18 protein-coding genes are annotated in these 21,207 nt (G+C 71.9%); 10 read left to right on the forward strand and 8 right to left on the reverse strand.

Annotation, left to right across the window (positions count from 1 at the left end):
• Positions 1-96 precede the first annotated feature (96 nt).
• From EDF27_RS00060 to EDF27_RS00070, 3 genes are all read right to left on the reverse strand, one after another.
• Complete coding sequence (locus tag EDF27_RS00060) at positions 97-3,204, reverse strand: efflux RND transporter permease subunit (RefSeq protein ID WP_123701401.1); 3,108 nt, start codon at positions 3,202-3,204, stop codon at positions 97-99.
• A 46-nt stretch (positions 3,205-3,250) separates the two neighbouring features.
• The gene (locus EDF27_RS00065; RefSeq protein WP_123701400.1) at positions 3,251-3,901 is read right to left on the reverse strand and encodes a DUF6518 family protein; all 651 of its coding nucleotides are present in this window, start codon (positions 3,899-3,901) and stop codon (positions 3,251-3,253) included.
• A gap of 96 nt (positions 3,902-3,997) precedes the next feature.
• Positions 3,998-5,452 (reverse strand): PLP-dependent aminotransferase family protein, encoded by a 1,455-nt coding sequence (locus tag EDF27_RS00070; protein WP_123654389.1) that lies wholly within the window; start codon positions 5,450-5,452, stop codon positions 3,998-4,000.
• A 61-nt stretch (positions 5,453-5,513) separates the two neighbouring features.
• Between EDF27_RS00070 and EDF27_RS00075 the strand changes: the two genes are divergently transcribed.
• The 3 genes from EDF27_RS00075 to EDF27_RS00085 all read left to right on the forward strand — a co-directional run bounded on the left by EDF27_RS00075 (position 5,514) and on the right by EDF27_RS00085 (position 7,737).
• Entirely contained in the window at positions 5,514-6,188 is a 675-nt protein-coding gene (locus EDF27_RS00075; protein ID WP_207909538.1) for a hypothetical protein, read from the forward strand.
• Positions 6,189-6,274: 86 nt separating this feature from the next.
• Complete coding sequence (locus EDF27_RS00080; RefSeq protein ID WP_123654390.1) at positions 6,275-7,168, forward strand: DUF4097 family beta strand repeat-containing protein; 894 nt, start codon at positions 6,275-6,277, stop codon at positions 7,166-7,168.
• On the forward strand, positions 7,165-7,737 hold the full coding sequence (locus EDF27_RS00085; RefSeq protein WP_123654391.1) for a PadR family transcriptional regulator: 573 nt from the start codon (positions 7,165-7,167) through the stop codon (positions 7,735-7,737). Before EDF27_RS00080 ends, EDF27_RS00085 begins: the two co-directional genes overlap by 4 nt.
• 262 nt (positions 7,738-7,999) lie before the next feature.
• On the opposite strand, the gene EDF27_RS00090 is transcribed toward EDF27_RS00085, so the two are convergent.
• Positions 8,000-8,788, reverse strand: a complete 789-nt coding sequence (locus EDF27_RS00090; protein WP_132046691.1) for a MerR family transcriptional regulator — start codon at positions 8,786-8,788, stop codon at positions 8,000-8,002.
• Positions 8,789-8,918: 130 nt separating this feature from the next.
• Here EDF27_RS00090 and EDF27_RS00095 point away from each other — a divergent pair, with 130 nt between their 5' ends.
• The 4 genes from EDF27_RS00095 to EDF27_RS00110 all read left to right on the forward strand — a co-directional run bounded on the left by EDF27_RS00095 (position 8,919) and on the right by EDF27_RS00110 (position 12,877).
• Entirely contained in the window at positions 8,919-11,153 is a 2,235-nt protein-coding gene (locus EDF27_RS00095; protein WP_123701398.1) for an APC family permease, read from the forward strand.
• Positions 11,154-11,183: 30 nt separating this feature from the next.
• The gene (locus EDF27_RS00100; protein ID WP_123654394.1) at positions 11,184-11,948 is read left to right on the forward strand and encodes a hypothetical protein; all 765 of its coding nucleotides are present in this window, start codon (positions 11,184-11,186) and stop codon (positions 11,946-11,948) included.
• Positions 11,949-12,054: 106 nt separating this feature from the next.
• On the forward strand, positions 12,055-12,330 hold the full coding sequence (locus EDF27_RS00105) for a DUF3072 domain-containing protein (protein ID WP_123654395.1): 276 nt from the start codon (positions 12,055-12,057) through the stop codon (positions 12,328-12,330).
• Between the two features lie 106 nt (positions 12,331-12,436).
• A complete protein-coding gene (locus tag EDF27_RS00110) occupies positions 12,437-12,877 on the forward strand; it encodes a DoxX family protein (RefSeq protein WP_123701397.1) in 441 nt (146 codons plus the stop codon).
• A 46-nt stretch (positions 12,878-12,923) separates the two neighbouring features.
• Here the strand turns inward: EDF27_RS00110 and EDF27_RS00115 are convergent, their stop codons facing one another.
• The gene (locus tag EDF27_RS00115) at positions 12,924-14,036 is read right to left on the reverse strand and encodes an NAD(P)-binding domain-containing protein (protein ID WP_123701396.1); all 1,113 of its coding nucleotides are present in this window, start codon (positions 14,034-14,036) and stop codon (positions 12,924-12,926) included.
• 162 nt (positions 14,037-14,198) lie between these two features.
• On the opposite strand from EDF27_RS00115, the gene EDF27_RS00120 reads away from it, so the two are divergent.
• Complete coding sequence (locus EDF27_RS00120) at positions 14,199-14,423, forward strand: DUF3073 domain-containing protein (protein ID WP_123654398.1); 225 nt, start codon at positions 14,199-14,201, stop codon at positions 14,421-14,423.
• Positions 14,424-14,683: 260 nt separating this feature from the next.
• Here EDF27_RS00120 and purM read toward each other — a convergent pair whose 3' ends face one another.
• The gene (gene purM / locus EDF27_RS00125; protein ID WP_123701395.1) at positions 14,684-15,778 is read right to left on the reverse strand and encodes a phosphoribosylformylglycinamidine cyclo-ligase; all 1,095 of its coding nucleotides are present in this window, start codon (positions 15,776-15,778) and stop codon (positions 14,684-14,686) included.
• Positions 15,779-15,850: 72 nt separating this feature from the next.
• Here purM and purF point away from each other — a divergent pair, with 72 nt between their 5' ends.
• On the forward strand, positions 15,851-17,308 hold the full coding sequence (gene purF, locus EDF27_RS00130) for an amidophosphoribosyltransferase (RefSeq protein WP_123654400.1): 1,458 nt from the start codon (positions 15,851-15,853) through the stop codon (positions 17,306-17,308).
• A gap of 86 nt (positions 17,309-17,394) precedes the next feature.
• Here the strand turns inward: purF and EDF27_RS00135 are convergent, their stop codons facing one another.
• The gene (locus EDF27_RS00135; protein ID WP_123654401.1) at positions 17,395-17,790 is read right to left on the reverse strand and encodes a hypothetical protein; all 396 of its coding nucleotides are present in this window, start codon (positions 17,788-17,790) and stop codon (positions 17,395-17,397) included.
• 108 nt (positions 17,791-17,898) lie between these two features.
• Here EDF27_RS00135 and EDF27_RS00140 point away from each other — a divergent pair, with 108 nt between their 5' ends.
• The gene (locus EDF27_RS00140; protein ID WP_123701394.1) at positions 17,899-20,475 is read left to right on the forward strand and encodes a helix-turn-helix transcriptional regulator; all 2,577 of its coding nucleotides are present in this window, start codon (positions 17,899-17,901) and stop codon (positions 20,473-20,475) included.
• 325 nt (positions 20,476-20,800) lie between these two features.
• Here EDF27_RS00140 and EDF27_RS00145 read toward each other — a convergent pair whose 3' ends face one another.
• Positions 20,801-21,163, reverse strand: coding sequence for a sterol carrier family protein (locus EDF27_RS00145; RefSeq protein WP_123654403.1), 363 nt, complete (start codon positions 21,161-21,163; stop codon positions 20,801-20,803).
• Positions 21,164-21,207 lie beyond the last annotated feature (44 nt).

Below are 21,207 nucleotides of genomic sequence, written 5' to 3' on the forward strand. Positions count from 1 at the left end.
CGAAGACCTCCGGTGACGACGTGGTGTGTGGTAACTCACATCGTCCCGGAGGTCTTCACTTACGTCACCCGTTCACAACGTCCCGGGGAACTACAGCTAGACCTGCCCCGCTCGACGGTCGGCCCGGCGCTCCCGCCCCCGCTCGACCAGGAAGTACAGCCCCGGCAGCACGACGAGCGTCAGCAGCGTCGAGGACACCAGACCGCCGATCACGACCAGTGCGAGCGGCTGCGAGATGAAACCGCCCTGTCCGGTGACCCCGATCGCCATCGGCACGAGCGCGAAGATCGTCGCCAGCGCCGTCATCAGGATCGGGCGGAGTCGCCTGGTCGCCCCCTCGATCAGGGCCTCACGCACGCGGAGCCCCCGCCGTCGGTACTGGTTGACGAGGTCGATGAGGACGATCGCGTTCGTCACGACGATGCCGACGAGCATGAGCACGCCGATCAGGGACGCCACACCGATCGGGATCCCGGACACGATCTGCAGCAGGATCGCCCCGGTCGCGGCGAACGGCACCGACACCAGGAGCAGCAGCGGCTGCAGCAGGCTCCGGAAGGTCGCCACCATCACCACGTAGACGATGAGGATCGCGACGAGCGCGGCGAGCAGCAGTTGGCTGAACGCCGACGACTGGCTCGAGGCCACCCCGCCGATCGTCGCCGACGCGCCCTTCGGCAGGTCGAGCTGGTCGACGGCCGAGGTCACCGCCGTGACCGCGGCGCCGAGGTTCGCGGAGTCCGGCGTGACGGTGATCGTCGCGGTGCGGACTGCGTCCGACGTGGTGACCGTGGTCGGACCGTCGGCCTTCTCGACCGTGGCCACGTCGGACAGCGGGACCGGCCCGGTCGAGGTCGGCACGGACAGCGAGCGCAGGGCGTCGACGGTGGTCGGCGGCTCCGGGTCGGCGATGTAGACGTCGAGGGAGGCGTCGTCGATCTCGACCGTGCCGGTGTCCTGCGGCGAGACCGCGGCGGCGACGATCCCGCCGACCTGCGTCTCGGTGAGCCCGAGCGCCGCGGCCTGTACGCGGTCCACCCGGACGGCGAGGTACGGCTCGGCGGCGGAGAGGTTGCTCGACGCCCCGGTCGTGTGCGCGACGTCCTCCAGGCGGTCGAGCGCCTTGTCCGCCGCGGTCTTCAGCTGCGCCTGGGTCGGTGCGGTGACGTCGACCTCGATGTCGCTGCTGCCGCCGAAGCTGCCCCCGGAGGACGAGAGCGCGATCTCGCCGGCACCGCTCAGCGCGTCGAGCCGCTTCCGGGTGTCGGACTGGATCCGGGCCTGATCGGCGTCCGAGTCGGTCGTGACCGCGTACTGGATCGACGCCGTCCCGCCGCCGCCGAACGCCGCCTGGATCGACTGGCCGCTCGACCCGATCGTGGTCTGCACGGTGTCGACGCCGTCCACCGCCCGCAGCTGCCGCTCGACCTTGCGCGCGGCGTCGGACTGCACGTCGAGCGAGGTGCCGGGCGCCAGGTCCTGCGTCACCGTGAACGTGTTCTGCCCGGAGTCGCCGAGGTAGTTCGTCTTGACGAACGGCAGCGCGGCCACGGTCCCGCCGAGCACGAGCACGGCGAGCACGACGACGAGCGCCGGGAACCGGAGGACCCAGTGCAGCACCGGCAGGTACCCACGGCGGAGTCGGTCCGGCGCACCGGCGTCGTGGAGGTCGGCGGCGGACCGCAGGGTCGAGTCCGTGGCGGACGCCGGCGCCACCGTGCCCGCGTGCTTGTGCCCCTTCGGCGCGCGGAGGAACCAGTACGCCAGGACCGGCACGATCGTCAGCGCGACGAGCAGCGACGCGATGAGCGCCATCGTCACGGTCAACGCGAAGGGCCGGAAGAGCTCGCCCACGAGCTCGGCGACGAAGGCGACCGGCAGGAACACCACGACGGTCGTCAGCGTGGACGCCGTGACCGCCCCGGCGACCTCCCGCACGCCGTCGAGCACCGCCTGTCTGCGGTCCACGCCCGGTTGGAGGTGCCGCTTGATGTTCTCGATGACGACGATGGAGTCGTCGACCACGCGGCCGATCGCGATCGTGAGCCCGGCGAGCGTGATGATGTTCAGCGTGTAGTCCGCCGCCCGCATGCCGATCGCTGCGAGCAGCACCGAGGTCGGGATCGAGATCGCCGTGACGATCGTCGACCGCACGGACAGCAGGAACACCAGGATCACGACGACGGCGAACCCGAGGCCGAGCAGGCCCTCTTCCGCGAGGGAGTCGATCGACTGCTGGATGTACGGTGCCTGGTCGAAGACGACCGTGAAGCGCGGGTTGCCGTCGATCTTCGACTCGATGTCGGGCAGGGCGGCGCGGACCGTCTTCGACACGTCGACGGTGTTCGCCTCCTGCGTCTTCGTGATGGAGATCGTGAGCGCCTGTCGGCCGTCGACCCGGCTGATCGACGTCCGGGGCGACTCGGTGATCGCCACCGTCGCGACGTCGCCCACCGTGGTCGCAGTGGCGCCGCCGGTCAGGGGCAGCGCCTCGATGTCGGCCACGGACGCGATCCGCTGCCCGGTCTGCACCGAGAGCGTCGAGCCGTCCTGGGTGATGGTGCCGCCGGGGATGAGCGTGCCGTTGTCGTCGAGGGCGTCCTTGATCGCGGTCTCGGACAGGCCACGCGCCGCGAGCTCGTCCCGGTCCGGGGTGATCAGGACGCGGCGCCCGGGGTTGCCGTACACGTCGGCTTCGCGGACGCCGTCGAGCTTCTCGAGGTCGGGGATCGCCGTCGCGGTCAACCGGTCGACGAGCTGCTCCTGGTTCCCGCTCGCGGACACGGCGAGCTGGATCACCGGCAGGTCGTCGAACGACCCCGTGACGATCTGGGTCTGCACGGAGTCGGGCAGCGACAGCGCGTTCACGACGGTCTGGATCTTGTCCTCGGCGCTGGCCAGGTTGGAGCCGTAGTCGAACTCGGCCGACACCACGCTCTGCCCGGTGGAGGACGTCGCCGTCGTGGACTTGAGGTCGGGCACCGCCTGGATCCCCTGCTCGATCTTCGTCGAGACGTCGTTCGACACGACTTCCGGGGTGGCCCCCGGGTAGGCGCTGACGATCGCCACCTGCGGGAACTGGACACTCGGGATGAGCTCCTGCTTGAGGCTCCACAGCGAGATGCCGCCGAAGATCGCGACGACGATCGTCACCAGCGCGATGAGCGCGCGGTTCCGCAGGCTGAAGACCGAGAGGAGGTGCACGGTCCGATCCTCGCAGGATGCGCCGACACCGGTTCGCTCGCTCCGACTACCCGCCGACCGCCAGGTACGCGACGAGCACCCCGACCGTCCCGACCACCCCGACCCCGAGCGCGACGACCCGGCCGATCGGCGACCGCGCGAGCACCACCCCCAGAGCGACGACGAGCACCCCGACGACGATCTCGACGATCCAGGACGTCGCACCGGTCGACGACGCCACCCGCAGCAGCGCCCGCACGCCCTCACCGACGAGCACCGCCCCGGTCACCCCGTACGCCGCGCCCCGCCAGCGTGCATCGCGGGAGCGGACGAGCACGGCAACTGCGCCGGCGAGCACCCCCGCTGGGACCGCCATCAGGACCCAGAAGCTCGTGATCGCGAGGACGTCGGGGAACCCACGGAGGTTCGACGTCGCCCAGTACCCGACGTGCATGCACTCGAGGACGACGACCCCGCCCACCATCGCCAGCGGCATCCCGACGCGGCCGCCGCGCACGCCGGCGACGAGCAGCAGCGCCACGGCGACGAGGAACCACGGCCCCGCGGCGTTCGACGCCGTCGCGAGCCCCGGCACGCCCTGCCCGTACGACGTGAGCACGCCGGCCAGCAGTGCGCCGCCGAGCACCATCGAGACCCGGGCGGCGACCGGCACCGCGGGGACCGGCGGGACGGGCGGAGCGGAGATGATCGGGGTCATGCCTCCAGCATGGTGAGCGCGCCGCGACCGGACATCACCCGAAGGACCCAAACCCGACGGACCGAGATCAACCCACAGGATGACCCACGGCGCCGCTCACACCACCGCGGCCAGGGACCCCCGCACCTCGGCCGACGATCCCCCGGTCCGCGCCCACGCCCGCTCCAGCACGTCCACCAACCGGGTCCGGTCCGCGGGCGGCATCGTGAACGGCACCCGGAGGAACCGTTCGAACCCGCCGTCCGGCCCGAAGACCCCGCCGGACGCGAGCACCACGCCCTCGGTCCGGGCGGCGAGCACCAGCGCGCTCGACACCGGGCGTCCGAGCCCCACCCACGTCGTCAACCCGCCCGCCGGCGACGGGACGTCCCACTCCGGGAGCCGCGCTCGGAGCGCGCCCACCACCTCGTCGCGACCCTGTCGCAGGGACTCGCGCCGAGCCTCCAGGACGGCGTCGGTCCGTGGCACCAGCTCCCGCGCGACCAGCTGGTCGAGCACCGGCGTGCCGAGGTCGCCCGTCGGACGGGCGAGCAGCAGTCGCTGCAGCAGGTCCGGCGACGCGCGGATCCAGCCGATCCGGAGGCCGCCCCAGAAGACCTTGTCGGCCGAGCCGATCATCACCACGGACGCGCCGGACCCGGCGGCGGTGGCCGCCAACGGCGGCGAGGCGACCCCGTCGATCCGGAGCTCGCCCATCGTCTCGTCCGCGATCACCGTCGTCCCCACCGACGCGGCGATGGACAGCAGCGTGTCCCGGGCGTCTGCGGACATCGTCGCCCCGGTCGGGTTGTGCAGCTCCGGCATCACGTAGGCGACGGACGGTGCCGAGCGCCGGAGCGCCGTCTCGAGCACCCCGACGTCCCAGCCGGTCCGGGAGTCGACGGGCACGCCGATGAGCCGGCCGCCGGCCTCGCGGAAGGCCTCGTGCGCGTGCGGGTACGTCGGCGACTCGACGAGCACGGTGTCGCCGCGTCGGACGAGCACCCGGGCCAGCAGCGCGATCGCGTGTTGCGCGCCGATCGTCACGACGATCTCGGACGGCGCGGTGGGCAGGCCGCGCGCGGTGTACCGCTCGGCGATCGCGGTGCGGAGTCCCGGGTCGCCGACGGTGTCGTAGCCGATCCCGGCGAGCGCCGCGGGCACGTGCCGCACCGCCCGCTCGACGGCCTCCGCCACCCCGGGTGCGGAGTGCATCGCCGCCTTCCGCAGGTCGAGGACGTCCCCGGTCACGACCCCGCCGAGGCGCTCCGGGTCCGGCCGACCGGCGAGGTCGCGCGGGAGCTGGACGACACTCCCCGATCCGCGGAGCGACAGCAGGAAGCCGTCGGACCGGAGCCGGGCGTACGCGTTCGCGACGGTGGTCCTGGACACCCCGAGCGTGTCGGCGAGCCCACGCTCCGCCGGCATCCGGGCCCCGAGCGGGATCCGGCCGTCGATGACGAGGACGCGGATCGCGTCGGCGAGGGCCTCGTAGGCGGGTGCGTCGGCACCGTCGCGCCACTCGTGGAGGAGCAGGGCTGCGGAACGGGCGCTGAGGAGGACCGGGGTCATGCGATCCACGCTAGCCGAATTGGCTCTCGACCGGCAGTCCAATCAGCGCGAGCATCGACGCATGTCCCGCCCCACCGCACTCACCCTCCGCTTCGCGCAGCTCTTCGTCGGCCTGTTCCTCTACGGCGCCTCCACCGCGCTGCAGGTCCGCGCGGTCGTCGGCGTCAGTTCGTGGACCGTGCTCACGGAGGGGCTCGAGAACGTGGTGCCGTGGTCGTTCGGGCTGATCACCGTGGCGTCGAGCGGCGTCATCCTGCTCTTCTGGATCCCGCTCCGCCAGAAGCCCGGCATCGGCACCCTGCTCAACGCCCTGGCGATCGGCCCCTCCGCGGACCTCGTGCTCTGGCTCGTGCCCACCCCGGACGGCCTGCTGGCCCGGATCGGCCTGTTCATCGCCGGACTCCTGCTGCTCGCCCTCGCCACCGCGTTCTACATCGGTGCCGGCTTCGGCACGGGCGCGCGCGACGGGCTGATGGTCGGTGTGCACCAGCGGTTCGGGTGGCCGATCTGGCTGGCCCGCACCGTGATCGAGGTCACCGTGGTCATCGTCGGGTGGTTCCTCGGCGGGGACGTCGGCGCGGGCACCGTGATCGCGGCGTTCGTGATCGGCCCGATGGTCCAGCCCCTGATGCCGGTCTTCCGCCGGTTCCCGTGGTCGCCGGAACGCGCGGGTCACGCCTCCACCGAACGGGAGGCACGGCTCACCCCCGCCACGGAGCCCACGGCCGTCCCGTGAGTTCTCCAAGTCCCCTTGCGGCTCCGCGAGACGCGATATAACGTGTCGGCAACAGACGCGATACATCGCGAGTTCGAGGAGACAACATGGCTCAGGAGAAGTGGCTCGTCGAAGAGCCCAAGGTCATCGACACCGGCATCGTCCGGTCACTGCGCGTCGGCCTCGTCGGCGGGCAGGTCGACGTCGTCGCACACGACGAACCCACTGCGCGGGTGGAGGTCCACAGCGTGTCCGGCAAGGCGCTCAAGGTGGAGCTCGACGGGGACACCCTCACCGTCGACCACCCGCAGATCCGCTGGGACGACCCCATCGGGTTCCTCAAGTCGTTCCGCGGCAAGGCCCACGCCGACGTCAGCATCCTGGTCCCGCGCGACGCCGGGGTCACCCTCGGCGTGGTGTCGGCCGGCGCGCTGCTCTCCGGCACGAACCGCGGCGCGACGCTGAACACCGTCTCCGGGGACCTCGTCGTCGACGGGGTCGCGGGTGACGTCACCGTCAACGCCGTCTCAGGCACGACGACCATGCGCGACCTCGACGGCGCCCTCACCGTGCACACCGTCTCGGGCGACGTCGTGGCCACCGGTGAGATCCCGCGCTTCTCGGCCGACGGCGTCTCCGCGGACGTCGTGCTCGACCTGCACGGCACGCCGGACTCCGCCCGCGTGAACACCGTGTCGGGCTCGGTCAGCGTCCGGCTCGAAGACGGCGTGCCCTTCCAGTGCACCGTCAGCACCGCCTCCGGCAAGCTGCAGTTCGACGACGCCGAGATCAAGGGCGTCCGAGGCTCCTACGTCAAGCAGGGCGGTGAGCTCTCCGGCGCCTGGCTCGACCTGCGCGTGAACTCGGTCTCCGGGGACATCGCCGTGCTGCACGCGCCGCCGGTGGCCGCCACCTCCCCCGCCGACACCGACACCACCACGACCGCCGGGTTCCCGTCGGCCACCACGTCCGTCGTCGACGAGAGCGAGGCACCCGAATGAGCCCGGTATTCGCGCACGGACACCTGCGGCTGTACCTGCTCGTGCTGCTCGCCGACCACCCGATGCACGGGTACGAGGTCATCCAGGCCCTCGGCGACCGCTTCGGCGGGACGTACGTCCCGAGCGCCGGCACGGTCTACCCGCGCCTGGCGAAGCTCGAGGACGACGGCCTGGTCACGAAGACCGCCGACGGCCGCAAGACCGTCTACGCGATCACCGATGCCGGCCGTGCCGAACTGGCCGCCCGTGCGGACGAGATCGCCTCGCTCGAGGAAGGCGTCAACGACTCCGTGAAGTCCCTGGCCGACGGCGTCCGCGCCTCGGTCGGTGACGCCATGCGGTCCCTCCGCGCCGACCTCGCCGCCTCCGCGCAGAGCGCCACCGCCGAAGAACCCGTGTCGGTCCCGTCCGAGAGCGCCCGCGCCCTCCGCGAGCTCGAGATGGCGCTGTCCTCGTTCCGGCAGCAGGTCCGCGCCGACCTCCGTCGCCGGGCGACCCGCGGCACGCTCGGTCCGGACACCGTCACGCGCCTGCGCGACGGTCTCGAGGCGCTGCGCAAGTCACTCTGAGGGCCGCGCCGACGGGGCGGCGGCCACGGCCTCCCGTCGGCTCTTCGCCGGCCTCCCGTCGGCTCGTCGCCGGCCCGTCGCCGGCCCGTCGCCCGGCCGGCCCGTCGCACTACCGAAACCGGCCCGAACCACGGAATTCCGTGGTTCGGGCCGGTTTCGGTTGTGCGGAGCCACCCCGCACCGGCGACGGCGCCGCCCGCGGCGCCCCGCACCGCCGGCGACGGCGCCGCCCGCGGCGCCCGCGGCGCCCGCGGCGCCCCGCCTACAGCCCCGCGTCCGCCAGCGCGTACATCGCGTCGCGGAGCGCGCGCGACGCGCCGGCCCCCGCCCACTCGTAGGCGTGCGTGAACCGCTCGTCCGCGATGTACATGTCGGCGAGCGTGCGGAACCGCTCCGCGGTCAGCTCGGCGGGCGGGGTCGCCTGCGCGAGCCAGGCGAACTGCCGCCGCGCGAGCGCGACGCCCTGCTCCGAGGTCGGCGCCGCCCCGGACGCGGCGAGCGCTGCCGCATCCGTCGCGATCGCGCGCTGCTCGGCCTGGAACGCGTCCTTCGCGGAGCCGTCCTGCGCGCCCCACCACGCCGCCCCGCGTTCCCAGGCGTCGGCGCCCCAGCGTTCGGCCACCTCCTCCCGGAACCGGGACTGGTCGAATCCGTCGAACGTGTCGTGCATGGTCATGTCCTCTCCCTTCCGGAGCCTGGTGATGGTGGTGCGCACCGCCTGCAGTTGCCGGGCGATGCGGTCGCGTTCCCGTTCGAGCCACGCGACGTGTGCGGTGAGTGCGACGACGTCGTCCTGCTCGCCGTCCAGGACGTCCCGGATCGCGGACAGCCCGAGGCCGAGTCCGCGGAGCAGCAGGATGCGCTGGAGCCGGACGAGCGCCCGGTCGTCGTACCGCCGGAGCCCGCCGTCCCCGACCGCGGTCGCGGGCAGCAGGCCGATCGCGTCGTAGTGCCGCAGCGTCCGGCTCGACACACCGGCGGAACGAGCGACGTCGGCGATGCCGTGGGGCGCTTTCGCAGCTGGGTCGGCGGTGCCTGTCGGATCACTCATGCAGGACACGGTACGGGTTGACGCAGCGTCAACCGCAAGGGTCAATCTGGGAACCGGTCGACAGCACGTGACCCGGGGCGGAATACCCCGTCCCGCACTCGTGTTGACTCGCGCCCGGAACCGAGTAGGTTTGCCGCTCGTGACGAACGAGATCCGGTCGCTGAAGTCGCGACTGATCGGGGATCCCCTCCCCTCCGAGAAGCTCGAGGGACAGCTGCTCCCGAAGCACCTGGCACTCCCGATCTTCGCGAGCGACCCCCTCTCCTCGGTGGCCTACGCCCCGCAGGAGCTCCTCATGATCCTGCTGCTCGGCGGGATGTCGTTCCTGACCTTCGCGCCGTGGGTCGCCGCACTCGTCGTCCTGCTGCTCCTCGTCGTCGTCGCGTCGTACCGGCAGCTCATCAAGGCGTACCCGTCCGGCGGTGGCGACTACGAGGTCGCGCACCGGAACCTCGGCGAGAAGGCCGGCCTGGTCGTGGCGAGCGCGCTGCTCGTCGACTACGTGATGACCGTCGCCGTGTCGGTGGCGTCCGGCGTGGACAACATCATCTCGGCACTGCCGGTCCTCAACCAGTTCCGCGTCGAACTCGCACTGGTGTTCGTGGTGCTCCTCGCGGCGGCGAACCTCCGTGGCGTCCGGGAGTCCAGCAAGGCCTTCGCGATCCCGACCTACCTGTTCGTCGCGAGCGTCTTCGTGATGGTCGTCACCGGCCTCATCCGGGTGCTCGCCGGCAACGCCCCGGTCGCCGAGTCCGCGAACTACACGATCACGAACGTCGAGCACACCACGCAGGCGGCCTTCATCCTGCTGCTCCTCCGCGCCTTCGCATCCGGCTGTTCCGCGCTGACCGGTGTCGAAGCGATCGCGAACGGCGTGCAGGCCTTCCGCCGCCCGAAGATCAAGAACGCGCAGGCGACCCTGGTGGCGATGGGCGGCATCGCGATCGTCCTGTTCGTCGGGCTGATCACCCTCGCGCTGGTCTCCCGCGTGCACTACGCCGAACGCGCGTGCGACCTGCAGGGCTTCGCGAACTGCGCCACCACCCCGCAGCGCTCCCTGATCGCCCAGATCGCCGCGGCGACCTTCGGCGACAACTCGCTGCTCTTCTTCGTGATCCAGGCGACGACGGCGGCGGTCCTGCTCCTCGCGGCGAACACCGCGTTCAACGGGTTCCCGCTCCTCGGCTCGATCCTGGCGCGCGACTCCTACGCGCCGAAGGCCCTCTCGACCCGCGGCGACCGGCTGATCTACTCCAACGGCGTCATCGTGCTCGCGCTCGTCGCGGCCGCACTCCTGGTGGTCTACCGGGCGAACGTCACGAGCCTCATCCAGCTCTACATCATCGGCGTGTTCGTGTCGTTCACGCTCGGGCAGACCGGCATGGTCCGGCACTGGACCCGCCTGCTCCGCGAGGACCGGGCCGGCACCGCGGCCGAACCCGTCAACCGCGGCCAGGTGATGCGGTCCCGCGCGATCAACGCGACCGGCGCCACCTTCACGTTCGTCGTCCTCGTCATCGTCACCATCACGAAGTTCACGCACGGCGCCTGGCTGGTGTTCGTCATCATGCCGATCCTGTTCGTGCTGATGCTCGGCGTGAACCGCTACTACCGCGACGTCAAGCACGAGATCCAGGCCGACGTCGAGACCGAGTTCGGTGCGACCGGCGACCACGCGATCGTCCTCGTGAACAAGCTGCAGAAGCCGGTGCTCAAGGCACTCGACTACGCGATCGCCGCGAAGCACGCCGGACTCGAAGCGGTGCACGTCTCCATCGACGAAGCCGACGCGGAACTGCTCCGGCAGCAGTGGGCGGAGCACGGCATCGAGGTCCCGCTCACGATCGTCCCGAGCCCGTACCGCGACATCTCGATGCCCCTGATCAAGTACATCAAGGCGCACCGGATGCAGCACGGCTCCGAGGTCGTCACGGTCTACACACCGGTCTTCATCGTCGGCCACTGGTGGGAGGGCCTCCTCCACAACCACCGCGGCCGTCGGATCCGGAAGAAGCTGCTGCTCGTGCACGGTGTCACCGTCGCCCTCGTGCCGTGGCTGCTCGACTCGTCCGAGCTCCTCTACGGCCGCCGCTCGCGTCCGTTCCCGGGCCAGGACCGCCGCGGCGAGCCCGTCCGACCGGCGCTCCGCCGCTCGCCGAACGGCGTGTTCCGCAGCGAGGAGGAGGACCGCCTCCTCCGCTCGGCGCACCGCAACAGCCTCGCCGTGCAGCGCACCGGCGCACAGCCCCGCCGGGTGACCCGACCGGCCGGTCCCGCCGACGGCGTCGACCCGGCCCAGTGCACCGGCGAGCTGAAGGCCCTGGTGCCGGCGTCCCCGGGACGCACGCCGACGTCCGCGGAGTGATCCGGGCCTCCCGGCATACGATCTGAAGCCATGACCGACGTTCCCGACCTGCGCACCTACGCGACGTTCGACGGCCACGGCGGCAAGGTGTCCAAGCGCGTCGAGGTCCTCGACCATGCACCGCTCGACGAGCGGTACGCCGGCCTGGTCGCGGTCCGCGGCGAACACCCGCTCGGCGCGCTCGACGAACGCGCCGTCGACGACGACGCGGAACTCGCCCGCGGCGTCGCGAGCATCGGTTGGGTCGACCCGGCCACCCTCCGCGACTGGTACCGACCAGACCGGGTCGTCGTGCCGCTCATCGAGGCACGTCGCTCCGGCCTCGAAGCCGGGATCTACGCGGACACCCGCGGACGTGGTCGCGTCCAGATCGACGGCCTGGAGGCACACCTCGCCCCCGACGGTCGGCCCGCCTTCCGCGCACTGGCCGGCTCCGGGGCCGTCGACGCGCCGCTCCCGAAGGACCAGGTGGTCCGACTGGTCACCGTCACGGCCGATGCGACGACGACCTCCGGCGCAGCGGGCGTGGAGATCGTCACGACGCCGATCAGCCCGCTCCTCGCACCGGGGACGTACCCGGCGTACGCGGACGACGTGCCGGGCCTGCCGCCGCGCCCCGCGTCCGGGACCGTGCTGGTGAGCGCCTCGGTGCTCCTCGACGGGGTGCTGCTGCCGGTGGAGCGGCTCGACGAACCGGCGAACACGCTCTGGGTGACGCGCGACGGGCGGTCGGTGCCGCTCGCGGCGAACGAGGTCGGGCCGGACCTGGTCCGGTACACGGCGGTCCCGGGCTGACGGCGGTTCCGGGCGTCCCGTTCTGCCACGGGCGGCGGTTCCGGGCGTCCCCCGATCTGCGCCGGGCCTGATCTCGGTGTCGTGGGCCCGGCGTAGCGTCCACGGCATGAGTGATGCATCTGGTGAGACCCTCGGTGGCGCACGCCCCGACCCCTCGACCACCGCGAGCAAGGACCCCGAGCAGTGGGTCACCGGCGACGAGCCCATGACGGGCCCGCAGCGCAGCTACCTCGACACCCTCGCGCGCGAAGCCGGTGAGGAACTGCCCGCCGACCTCTCCAAGGCCGAGGCCTCGGAGCACATCGACCGCCTGCAGACGAAGACCGGACGGGGCACCCCGGACAGCACGGACACCTCCGGCACGATCGGGGCGACGTCCTGACGGGTCCGCTCTTGTGAGGACCCCGGGCTGGGCATGTCCTGGCGATACCCGGCGAGACCCCCGGACAGGGGTGATCGATGACACGTCAATCCCTACCGTCGTGGGCATGCGAACGACATCGACATCGATCGGCCTGACCGTGCTCCGCGTCGTCCTCGGGGTGGTGTTCATCGCCCACGGGGCGCAGAAGTTCGGGCAGGGCATCCCCGCCGTGGCCGACGGGTTCTCCGGGATGGGCGTCCCCCTCGCCGAGGTGGCGGCGCCGCTCGTGGCGGGACTCGAACTCGTCGGCGGGGTCCTGCTCGTCCTCGGTGTCGCGACGCGGATCGTGGGCGTGCTGCTCGCGGTCGACATGGTCGTCGCCGGGGTGCTCGCGCACTCCTCCGCGGGGTTCTTCTCGCAGGACGGCGGGTTCGAGTACGTGCTCGTGCTCGCCGCGGGTGCGCTCGCGGTGGCGCTCACCGGGCCCGGGCGGCTGTCGCTCGACGCGCTCGTGCTGCGGGCACGGCGGCGCCGACGCGGCGTGGCCGAGCCGCTGCCCGCGTAGCGCGGCGCCGCACGCTCCGCACGCGCGGCTCCCGCAGTGTGCGAGGTCAGGACGCGGCGAGCTCGTCCATCACCTGGCGCGCGATGAGCCGGCCGGCCCGGTTCGCGCCGATCGTCGAGGCCTGGGGACCGTACCCAGCGAGGAACAGCCGCGGCTCCTCCGCCGAACGACCGTCCGCGACCACCACGCCGCCCTTCGCCGTCCGCAGGTGCAGCGGCGCGAGGTGCCGGAGGTCCGCGCGGAACCCCGTCGCCCAGACGATCGCGTCGGCATGCACGTGCTCGCCGTCCGCGGTGACCACCCCGGACGGCTCGATGCGCGCGAACACCCGCTCGTCACGGAGCACCCCACGGTCGAGTCCCGCCCGGATCCGCCGGGAGACCGGGACGCCCGTCCCGCTGACGATGCTCGGCAGGACCTCACCGGCCCGGGCTGCCCGGTCCTGCTCGTCGACCGCAGCGACCGCGGACTCGAGGTCGAGCGCCGACGTGCCCGACCACGTCATCGGCCGTCGGGTGAACCACCGCGTGGACCGGGCGACGCCGTCGAGCTCGAGCAGGAAGCCGATCGCGCTCGTGCCGCCGCCGACCACGACGACGTCCTGGTCCTGGAACTCCGCGGCGCTCCGGTACTCCGTCGTGTCGAGCTGTCGCCCGGCGAACGTGTCGCGTCCCGGGTACCACGGCACGAAGGGGGTGCCCCACGTGCCCGAGGCGTTGACGACCACCTCGGCGTGGATCCGGCCCTCGTGTCCGTCAGCGGTCCGGGTCGCCACGCAGAGCCCGCCGGTCGTCCGGGTGACACTCGTCACCGCGACCGGGCGGCGCACCCGGAGTCCGTAGTGCTCCTCGAACCGGCGGTAGTACGCGCCGACGACGTCCCGCGCGGGACGGGAGCGGTCGGCGTCCTCGAACGCGAGCCCCATCGCCCGCATCCCGGGCAGGTCGTGCACGCGGTGCGCCGACCCGAGCCGGAGCGCCTCCCACCGGAACTGCCAGGCGCCGCCCGTGCTCGGCGCCCGGTCGAGGACGACGAGGTCGGTGCCGGGCTCGAGGCCCAGTCGGCGCAGGTGGTAGGCCACGGAGAGACCCGCCTGCCCCGCACCGATCACGACCACCCGGGCGTGCTGGTCGTCGGTGGTCGGTGTCAGGTCCGTCATCACTTCCGATTCTGCTGGACGCGCACGGTCGGGGGCCATGTCCAGATAGGGGTACATGGTAGAGTGATCGGCAGATTTCCAACCACGAACCGTTCGGATTCTCCGGGTGATGACTCGTCTCCCGTAGCGCTGGACACGAGCCGACACACGAGGGGGTCACGCATGGGGCGCGGCCGTCAGAAGGCAAAGCACACCAAGGTCGCCCGGGAGCTGAAGTACTTCAGCCCGGAGACGAACTACGGTGCGCTCGAACGCGAGCTCTCCGCCGGGCACGACTCGGACGAGAACTCCTACGTCGACCGCTGGGCAGACCAATACGGACCTGACCAGTACGAGGAAGACGACGAGTTCGAGCCCCAGCAGGACCAGCAGAACAAGTCCGCCTGACTCGCGGATCCCGAACGCCGCGCACCCTTCCGGGAGCGCGGCGTTCGTGCGTGTCCGGCGCGTGCGCGGGCCTCTACGTCCGCATGAGTCGACACCGCACGAGTCGATCGACTTCGGCGGTGTCGATCCCTGCAGACGCATCCTCTGCGTCTGCAAGTTTCGACACGACACGAGTCGATCGACTCCAGCGATGTCGAAAGAGTCCTGCGGCAGCTGCGGCAGCGGGCAGCAGCGCGGCAGCGCCGCGAAGCGCCCGCGCCTCAGCCCGCGTACGCCCCGGTGAGCCGCACGGCTCCGCCGTCGACGCCCTTCGCGCCCTGCTCGAACCCGTCGAGGTCGCGCGCGGACATCGACACCGTCCCGACCGGCCACGACGCGAGCCCGGCCGACCCGAGTGATGCGATGACGTCGGACGCGGCGGCAGCGGACACCACGGCGAACATGCCGATGCCGAGGTTCCAGGTGCCCTCGGTGTCCTCGATCGGCGTCCCGGCCATGTCGGCGAGGACCCGGAACACGGGGAGGGGCTCCCACGTGGCACGGTCGACCTCGACCCAGGACCCGACGGGCAGCACGCGCGCCAGGTTCGCCGCGATGCCGCCACCGGTCACGTGGGACATCGAGTGCACGGCGCCGGGGTGGTCCGCCAGCAGGCCGAGCAGCGGCGTCGTGTAGAGCCGGGTCGGCTCGAGGAGCGCTTCGCCGACGAGCCCGCCGAGCTCCGGGAGTGAGTCCGTGTAGGCGACCCCGCGGGACGACAGGATGTGGCGGACGAGCGAGTACCCGTTCGAGTGCAGCCCGGAGGACGCGATCGCGACGACGACGTCCCCGTCGAGCACGCGCTCGGCGCCGAGCACCTCGGAGGCCTCGACCGCACCGACGGCTGCGCCGGCGACGTCGTAGTCGTCAGGACCGAGGAGCCCCGGGTGCTCGGCGGTCTCGCCACCGACCAGCGCGGTGCCGGTCAGCGCGCAGCCGCGGGCGATCCCGGCGACGATGTCCGCGATGCGGGACGGGACGACCCGGCCGCACGCGATGTAGTCCGTCATGAACATCGGCTTCGCGCCGACCACGACGATGTCGTCGACGACCATCCCGACGAGGTCCTGGCCGATGGTGTCGTGCTTGTCGATCGCCTGCGCGATGGCGACCTTCGTGCCGACGCCGTCGGTCGAGGTGGCGAGGAGCGGCCGTGAGAAGTCCTTCAGGAACGAGACGTCGTAGAGCCCCGCGAATCCGCCCACACCGCCCAGCACGGAGTCGTTGTGCGTCGCCGAGACGGCGGACTTCATGAGCTCGACGGCCAGATCACCGGCTGCGGTGTCGACCCCGGCCTCTGCGTACGGGTTGGGCATGCGGAGTCCTCCGTCGTGGCATGGCAGACTTGTTCGGTACCACCCGATTCTACGGTCTGGAGCACTCCGCGAATGTGCGGCATCGTCGGCCTCGTTGCGCAGGGGCCTGCAAACCAATCCATCTACGACGCTCTGCTCCTCCTGCAACACCGGGGACAGGACTCGACGGGCATCGCCACGGTCGAGGGTCACATCCACCACATGCACAAGACCCGTGGTCACGTGCGGGAGTCGTTCCGCACCCGTGACATGCGTGCCCTCCTCGGCACGATGGGGCTCGGGCACGTCCGGTACGCCACGAAGGGTGCCGCCAGCAACGAAGAGGAAGCCCAGCCGTTCTACGTGAACGCGCCCTACGGCATCGTCCTCGTCCACAACGGCAACCTGACGAACACGCGGGAACTGACGCGTGAACTCTTCGACATCGACCGTCGGCACCTCAACACGAGCTCGGACACCGAGCTCCTGGTGAACGTCCTGGCGCACGAGCTGCAGGGCCAGGTGCGCGGCAAGGACCTCGACCCCGGTCAGGTCTTCGACGCCGTCGAGCGCGTGCACCAGCGTGTCGAGGGCTCGTACGCCGCCATCGCGACGATCGCCGGGCACGGACTGCTCGCGTTCCGCGACCCGTTCGGCATCCGGCCGCTCATCCTCGGGCACAAGTTCGACGACGCCGGCAAGTCCGAGTGGGTCGTCGCGTCCGAGTCGCTCGTCCTGGAGTCCGGTGGCTACGACATCGTCCGCGACGTCGCCCCCGGTGAGGCGATCTTCGTCGAGATGGACGGCACGATGCACGCCCGGCAGTGCGCGGCGAACCCGCGCCTGGTGCCGTGCTCGTTCGAGTACGTCTACCTCGCACGCCCCGACTCCGTGATGAACGGCATCTCGGTGTACGACGCCCGTCTCCGCCTCGGCAACCGCCTGGCGGACACGATCGCGCAGTACGCCCCGACCGGTGACATCGACGTGGTCATGCCGATCCCCGACTCGAGCCGTCCCGCCGCGATGCAGGTCGCGCAGAAGCTCGGCATCGAGTACCGCGAGGGCTTCTACAAGAACCGCTACGTCGGCCGGACGTTCATCATGCCCGGGCAGGCGGAGCGGAAGCGCTCCGTGCGCCAGAAGCTCAACGCGATGTCGTCCGAGTTCAAGGGCAAGAACATCCTCATCGTCGACGACTCGATCGTGCGCGGCACGACGAGCAAGGAGATCGTGGAGATGGCCCGCGCCGCCGGAGCCAACGAGGTGACCTTCACGAGCGCCGCTCCCCCGGTCCGGTTCCCGCACGTCTACGGCATCAACATGCCGACGCGGCAGGAGCTCATCGCGCACGACCGGAAGATCCCGGAGATCAACCGCGTGCTCGGCAGCGACCACCTGATCTACCAGGAGATCGGCGACATGCGGGACGCCATCATCGAGGGCTCGGACGTCACCGACCTCGAGATGAGCTGCTTCACGGGTGAGTACGTCACCGGCACGGTGAGCCCGGAGTACCTGTCCTGGGTGGAAGCCAACCAGCTCAGCTGAGCGGGGGTCGCGAACGCGACGACCGAACGGACGGGAGGCACGGTGCCAGCTGGCACCGTGCCTCCCGTCGGTGGCTCTGGTCGCGGCTACCGCTGCTGGTCGCCGTGGTCCTCGATCTCACCGTCGACGGTCTCCGGGGGCATGTCCACCGCGACGCGCTCCGCGGTGAGGCGGGCCGCCCGGCGGGCGAAGACCCGGTCGAGGACGATCGCGACGACCGCGCCGACGAAGCCGCCGATCGCGACGCCCCACAGGCCGAAGTAGCCGACGAGGCCGCTGAAGCCGACGGTCTCGGTCTGGTCGCCGCGGTCCAGGTTCAGGGTGAGGGCGATCACGATGACCGTCACCACGAAGCCGAGGACTGCGCCGCCGACGATGAAGACCCCGAACTTCGGGGCGCGGCGGATGGTGACCTCGTCCGAGGAGGACACGGTGGCGGGCTCAGGAACCGGAGCGTCGTCGGGTCGATCGGTGTTGCTCACGACTCCATTGTCCCCCACTGTGGGACGTGCTCCGGCCTGCCCGTGGAGCCCGTTCCGAGGCAAGATGGACCGTACCGAGTGGTATCCCATGGGTGGAGGTGACGCTGGATGACCGGTTCGACCGCTGCCGACCCCCGCCGGCGCCCCGTCCCCGCTCGGATCGCCTGGCCGATCGTGCAGCGACGCGAAGAGGACCGCGCCGTGTCCGTCGTCGCGGAGCACCGCACCAGCGTCGCCCTCGTCGGAGCGCCCGGGCTCGGCAAGAGCACCGCCGCCGCCCGTGTCACCGACCGCGTCGCCGGGCGCGAGGGACCCGGCCGCCTGCTCGTCGTCCCGATCACCGCCGTCGCGACCGGGGCGTCGATGCCCTTCGGCGCCGTCTCCGAACGTCTCGGCGACCTGCCGGCCGAGGTCCTCGCCGACGCGGCCGGCGCGGAACAGCGCCTGCGTGAGGCCGCGGACGTGGTCGACCGTGACCTGCTGCTCCGCGTGGACGACGCCGACCACCTCGACGCGATCTCCGCCCGGTACGTCGCGTGGCTCGTCCGGTTCCAGGGGGCGCGACTCGTGCTCACCTGCCGGGACTTCACCGCGCTCGCCGAGCCGCTGCGGTCGCTGTGGCAGGACGACCTGCTCGAGCGGATAGACCTCGGACCGCTGGATCTCCAGGACACCGCCGCGTTGATCGGCGACGCGCTCGCAGCCCCGCTCGAGTCCGCCTCGGTGGAACGCGTGCACCGCGCGACCGAGGGCAACCCGCTGTACCTGCGGGAGGTGGTGCGGGCCGCGCTCGCGTCCGGGGCGCTCGAGCACACCGCGTCCGGCTGGTACTGGCGCGGTCGGATCACGGCGTCGAACAGCCTGGCGGACATGTACCGGACAGAGCTCGGGACGCTGCCGGAGGACCTCCGCGACGTTGTGGACATCGTGGCGCTGGCCGACCCGATCCCGTTGTCCCGGTTGCTCAGCCTGGTCGGCGGCGGGGACGTGGACCGCGTCGTGGCACTCGGACTCGTCCGCATCGACTCGCTCGCCGACGGCGCTCCGGTCGTCCGCCCCTCCCACCCGCTCGTCGGCGAAGTGGTGCGCTCCCTGGTCCCGGTCGCCCGGCGCACGACCCTGTTCGCGCGGGCCAACGCCTTCCGCACCGATCACCCAGCCGGCGCCGTCCCCGCGGCACGACTCCGCGCAGCGCTGTGGGCGCTCGAGTGCGGGGTGCTCCCACCCGTGCCGCAGCTCCTCGACGCCGCACACGTCGCGACCCGGTTGCAGGAGCTCGAGAGCGCGGTCGCCCTCAGCTCCGCCGTGCTCCGCGCCGAGCTGTCCCCGACCGAACGCGTCGCGGCGCTCTGCCTGCGGTCCCTCGCCCACGGCTACAGCAGCGGTCGCGAGGCCGGCCGCGCCGACGCCGAGGCCGCGTGGGAGATCGCCCGGACCCGCAGCGACGAGGTCGCGGACTCCGCGGTGGTCGAGGCCTGCGAGACCCTGGCGAACATCCGGCAGTTCCACGACGACGACCCCCTGGCCGCCGCCGCCCTGACCGACGTGGCGATGGGACTGGTGCGCGCCGACGCGGCCGAACGGCTCCGACTGCTCCGGCTCGCGCACCTCGGGTGGGGCGGCCGCTTCGACGAGATCCGCGCGGAGATCGACCGGACCGGCATCGTCGACGCACCGACCGTCCCGGTGTCGTTCCTCTGCGTCGCACCGTGCGCGGTGATGGCCCTCGCGACGGGCGGCCGGCTCGACGACGCGATGACGCTCGGGCGAGCGTCCCTGGCGACGGCGGCCGTGCACATCGAGGAAGCACCGTGGAGCGTCGGGGAGATCATCTCCGTCCTGCACCAGGTCCAGGTGTGGCGGGGTGAGATCGACGACCTCTTCACCGAGGTCTCGCTGAACCGGTCGAGCCCCTTCCTCAAGTACGACTTCACCCTCGAGCTGATCGGCGCCGGCAACCTGGCGCTCGGACAGCGCCGCTGGGACGACGCCATCGCCGCGTTCTCCGCCGCCTGCGAGCGGTACGCGGTGGCCGACCACGGCGGGTTCGGGGCGTACCCGTGGGCCCGGCTGGCGATGGCGCTGGCGTACGCCGGCCGTGCCGAGGAGGCCGGCGCGGCCCTCGAGCGCGCCCGGACGACCCCGCCACGCGCCATGCGCATCACCGGCGAACAGATCGCGACCACCATCTCCTGGACCGAGGCGGTGCTCGGCAACCCGGCCGGACTGCAGCACGCCGACGAGCTGATCGAGCGGGCGACCGCGAGCGGCGCGTGGACCCACGTCATGTACGCGCAGACGCTGCACTACGCGAACGACATGCTGAACGGGCAGGACACCACCGCGTCGCTCGACCGGATGCGGGACGCGGCCAGCCGGGTGGACGGGCCACTCGCCGGCGCGATCGTCGAGTACGCGGACGCGATCCGGGCGGGCGACCGCACCCGGACGATCGCGGCGCAGACGGTGCTGGCCGCGTGCGGGATGGCCGTCACGGCGGGGCGGGTGCGTCCCCCGCTCACCCGGCGCGAGTACGAGGTGGCCGGGCTCGCGGCGCAGGGGCTGTCGAACCGGCGCATCGCGGAACAGCTCGGGTTGTCGGTGCGGACCATCGACGCGCACCTGTCGCGGGTGTTCGCGAAGTGGGACCTGCACGCGCGGTCCGAGCTGAGCGCGCTGCTCTGAGTCGACCGCTCGGGGGGGGCCGCGTCCGCTGACATTGCGGCTTTCGGACTTGCGGGTGCGATGAAATCGCAAATCCGTTGCGGAATGCAGCACGCCACGCCGAATGGTTGACACGTGACGCGGAACATCGCGTACCGTTGGGTCCGTCGCCGGGTTCGGACCCGTTCGGGTCGGGTCCGAATCCCGGCGGCTTCTACGCTACGGCCGTCGCCGTGGCCACCGCATCGGTAGGGCCTACCTAATTCGATCCCGGTCGGTACGCATCTGGTCGTGCCGCGTCGTGGCGGTCCCCGCGGTCGGTCGTGAAACGCTCGTCAAGTGCCCGTCAGGCGCTCGTCCGCACCGGCAGGAACGGTGCCAGGTCGGCCCGCGAACCGGAGGCGCTCACCGCCGCTGCCGTCGCCGCGTCATCCCAGCGCAGTGCCCCGGTGGCCAGTGCGATCCACGTCGTCGCGTCCGTCTCGATGACGTTCGGGGGCGTCCCGCGCGTGTGCCGTGGTCCGGGGACCGCCTGCACGGCGGCGAACGGTGGGACGCGCACCTCCACGGCGTTCCCGGGGACGTCCTCGGCCAGGCGCTGCAGCGTCCACCGGACGGCCGTCGCGACGCTCGGGCGGTCCGTCGCCCCCGCGACCACCGCCGCCAGTGCAGCGGCGCCTTCCGCGTCGTCGATCGTCCTGCCAGGCATGTCCACAGGCTAGCCGGTGCATCGCAGCGCGGGCCCCTGGCTCG

The sequence above is a fragment of the Curtobacterium sp. PhB136 genome (genome assembly GCF_004346855.1).
GTDB lineage: Bacteria > Actinomycetota > Actinomycetes > Actinomycetales > Microbacteriaceae > Curtobacterium.

Excerpts from the sequence above, each read along its gene's own strand:
- EDF27_RS00065 (WP_123701400.1), bottom strand. The coding sequence starts at position 3,901 with ATGACCCCGATCATCTCCGCTCCGCCCGTCCCGCCGGTCCCCGCGGTG.
- EDF27_RS00105 (WP_123654395.1), top strand. The coding sequence starts at position 12,055 with ATGAGTGATGCATCTGGTGAGACCCTCGGTGGCGCACGCCCCGACCCC.
- EDF27_RS00100 (WP_123654394.1), top strand. The coding sequence starts at position 11,184 with ATGACCGACGTTCCCGACCTGCGCACCTACGCGACGTTCGACGGCCAC.
- EDF27_RS00085 (WP_123654391.1), top strand. The coding sequence starts at position 7,165 with ATGAGCCCGGTATTCGCGCACGGACACCTGCGGCTGTACCTGCTCGTG.
- EDF27_RS00075 (WP_207909538.1), top strand. The coding sequence starts at position 5,514 with ATGTCCCGCCCCACCGCACTCACCCTCCGCTTCGCGCAGCTCTTCGTC.
- purM (WP_123701395.1), bottom strand. The coding sequence starts at position 15,778 with ATGCCCAACCCGTACGCAGAGGCCGGGGTCGACACCGCAGCCGGTGAT.
- EDF27_RS00110 (WP_123701397.1), top strand. The coding sequence starts at position 12,437 with ATGCGAACGACATCGACATCGATCGGCCTGACCGTGCTCCGCGTCGTC.
- EDF27_RS00090 (WP_132046691.1), bottom strand. The coding sequence starts at position 8,788 with ATGAGTGATCCGACAGGCACCGCCGACCCAGCTGCGAAAGCGCCCCAC.
- EDF27_RS00080 (WP_123654390.1), top strand. The coding sequence starts at position 6,275 with ATGGCTCAGGAGAAGTGGCTCGTCGAAGAGCCCAAGGTCATCGACACC.
- EDF27_RS00140 (WP_123701394.1), top strand. The coding sequence starts at position 17,899 with ATGACCGGTTCGACCGCTGCCGACCCCCGCCGGCGCCCCGTCCCCGCT.
- purF (WP_123654400.1), top strand. The coding sequence starts at position 15,851 with ATGTGCGGCATCGTCGGCCTCGTTGCGCAGGGGCCTGCAAACCAATCC.
- EDF27_RS00115 (WP_123701396.1), bottom strand. The coding sequence starts at position 14,036 with ATGACGGACCTGACACCGACCACCGACGACCAGCACGCCCGGGTGGTC.
- EDF27_RS00120 (WP_123654398.1), top strand. The coding sequence starts at position 14,199 with ATGGGGCGCGGCCGTCAGAAGGCAAAGCACACCAAGGTCGCCCGGGAG.
- EDF27_RS00145 (WP_123654403.1), bottom strand. The coding sequence starts at position 21,163 with ATGCCTGGCAGGACGATCGACGACGCGGAAGGCGCCGCTGCACTGGCG.
- EDF27_RS00070 (WP_123654389.1), bottom strand. The coding sequence starts at position 5,452 with ATGACCCCGGTCCTCCTCAGCGCCCGTTCCGCAGCCCTGCTCCTCCAC.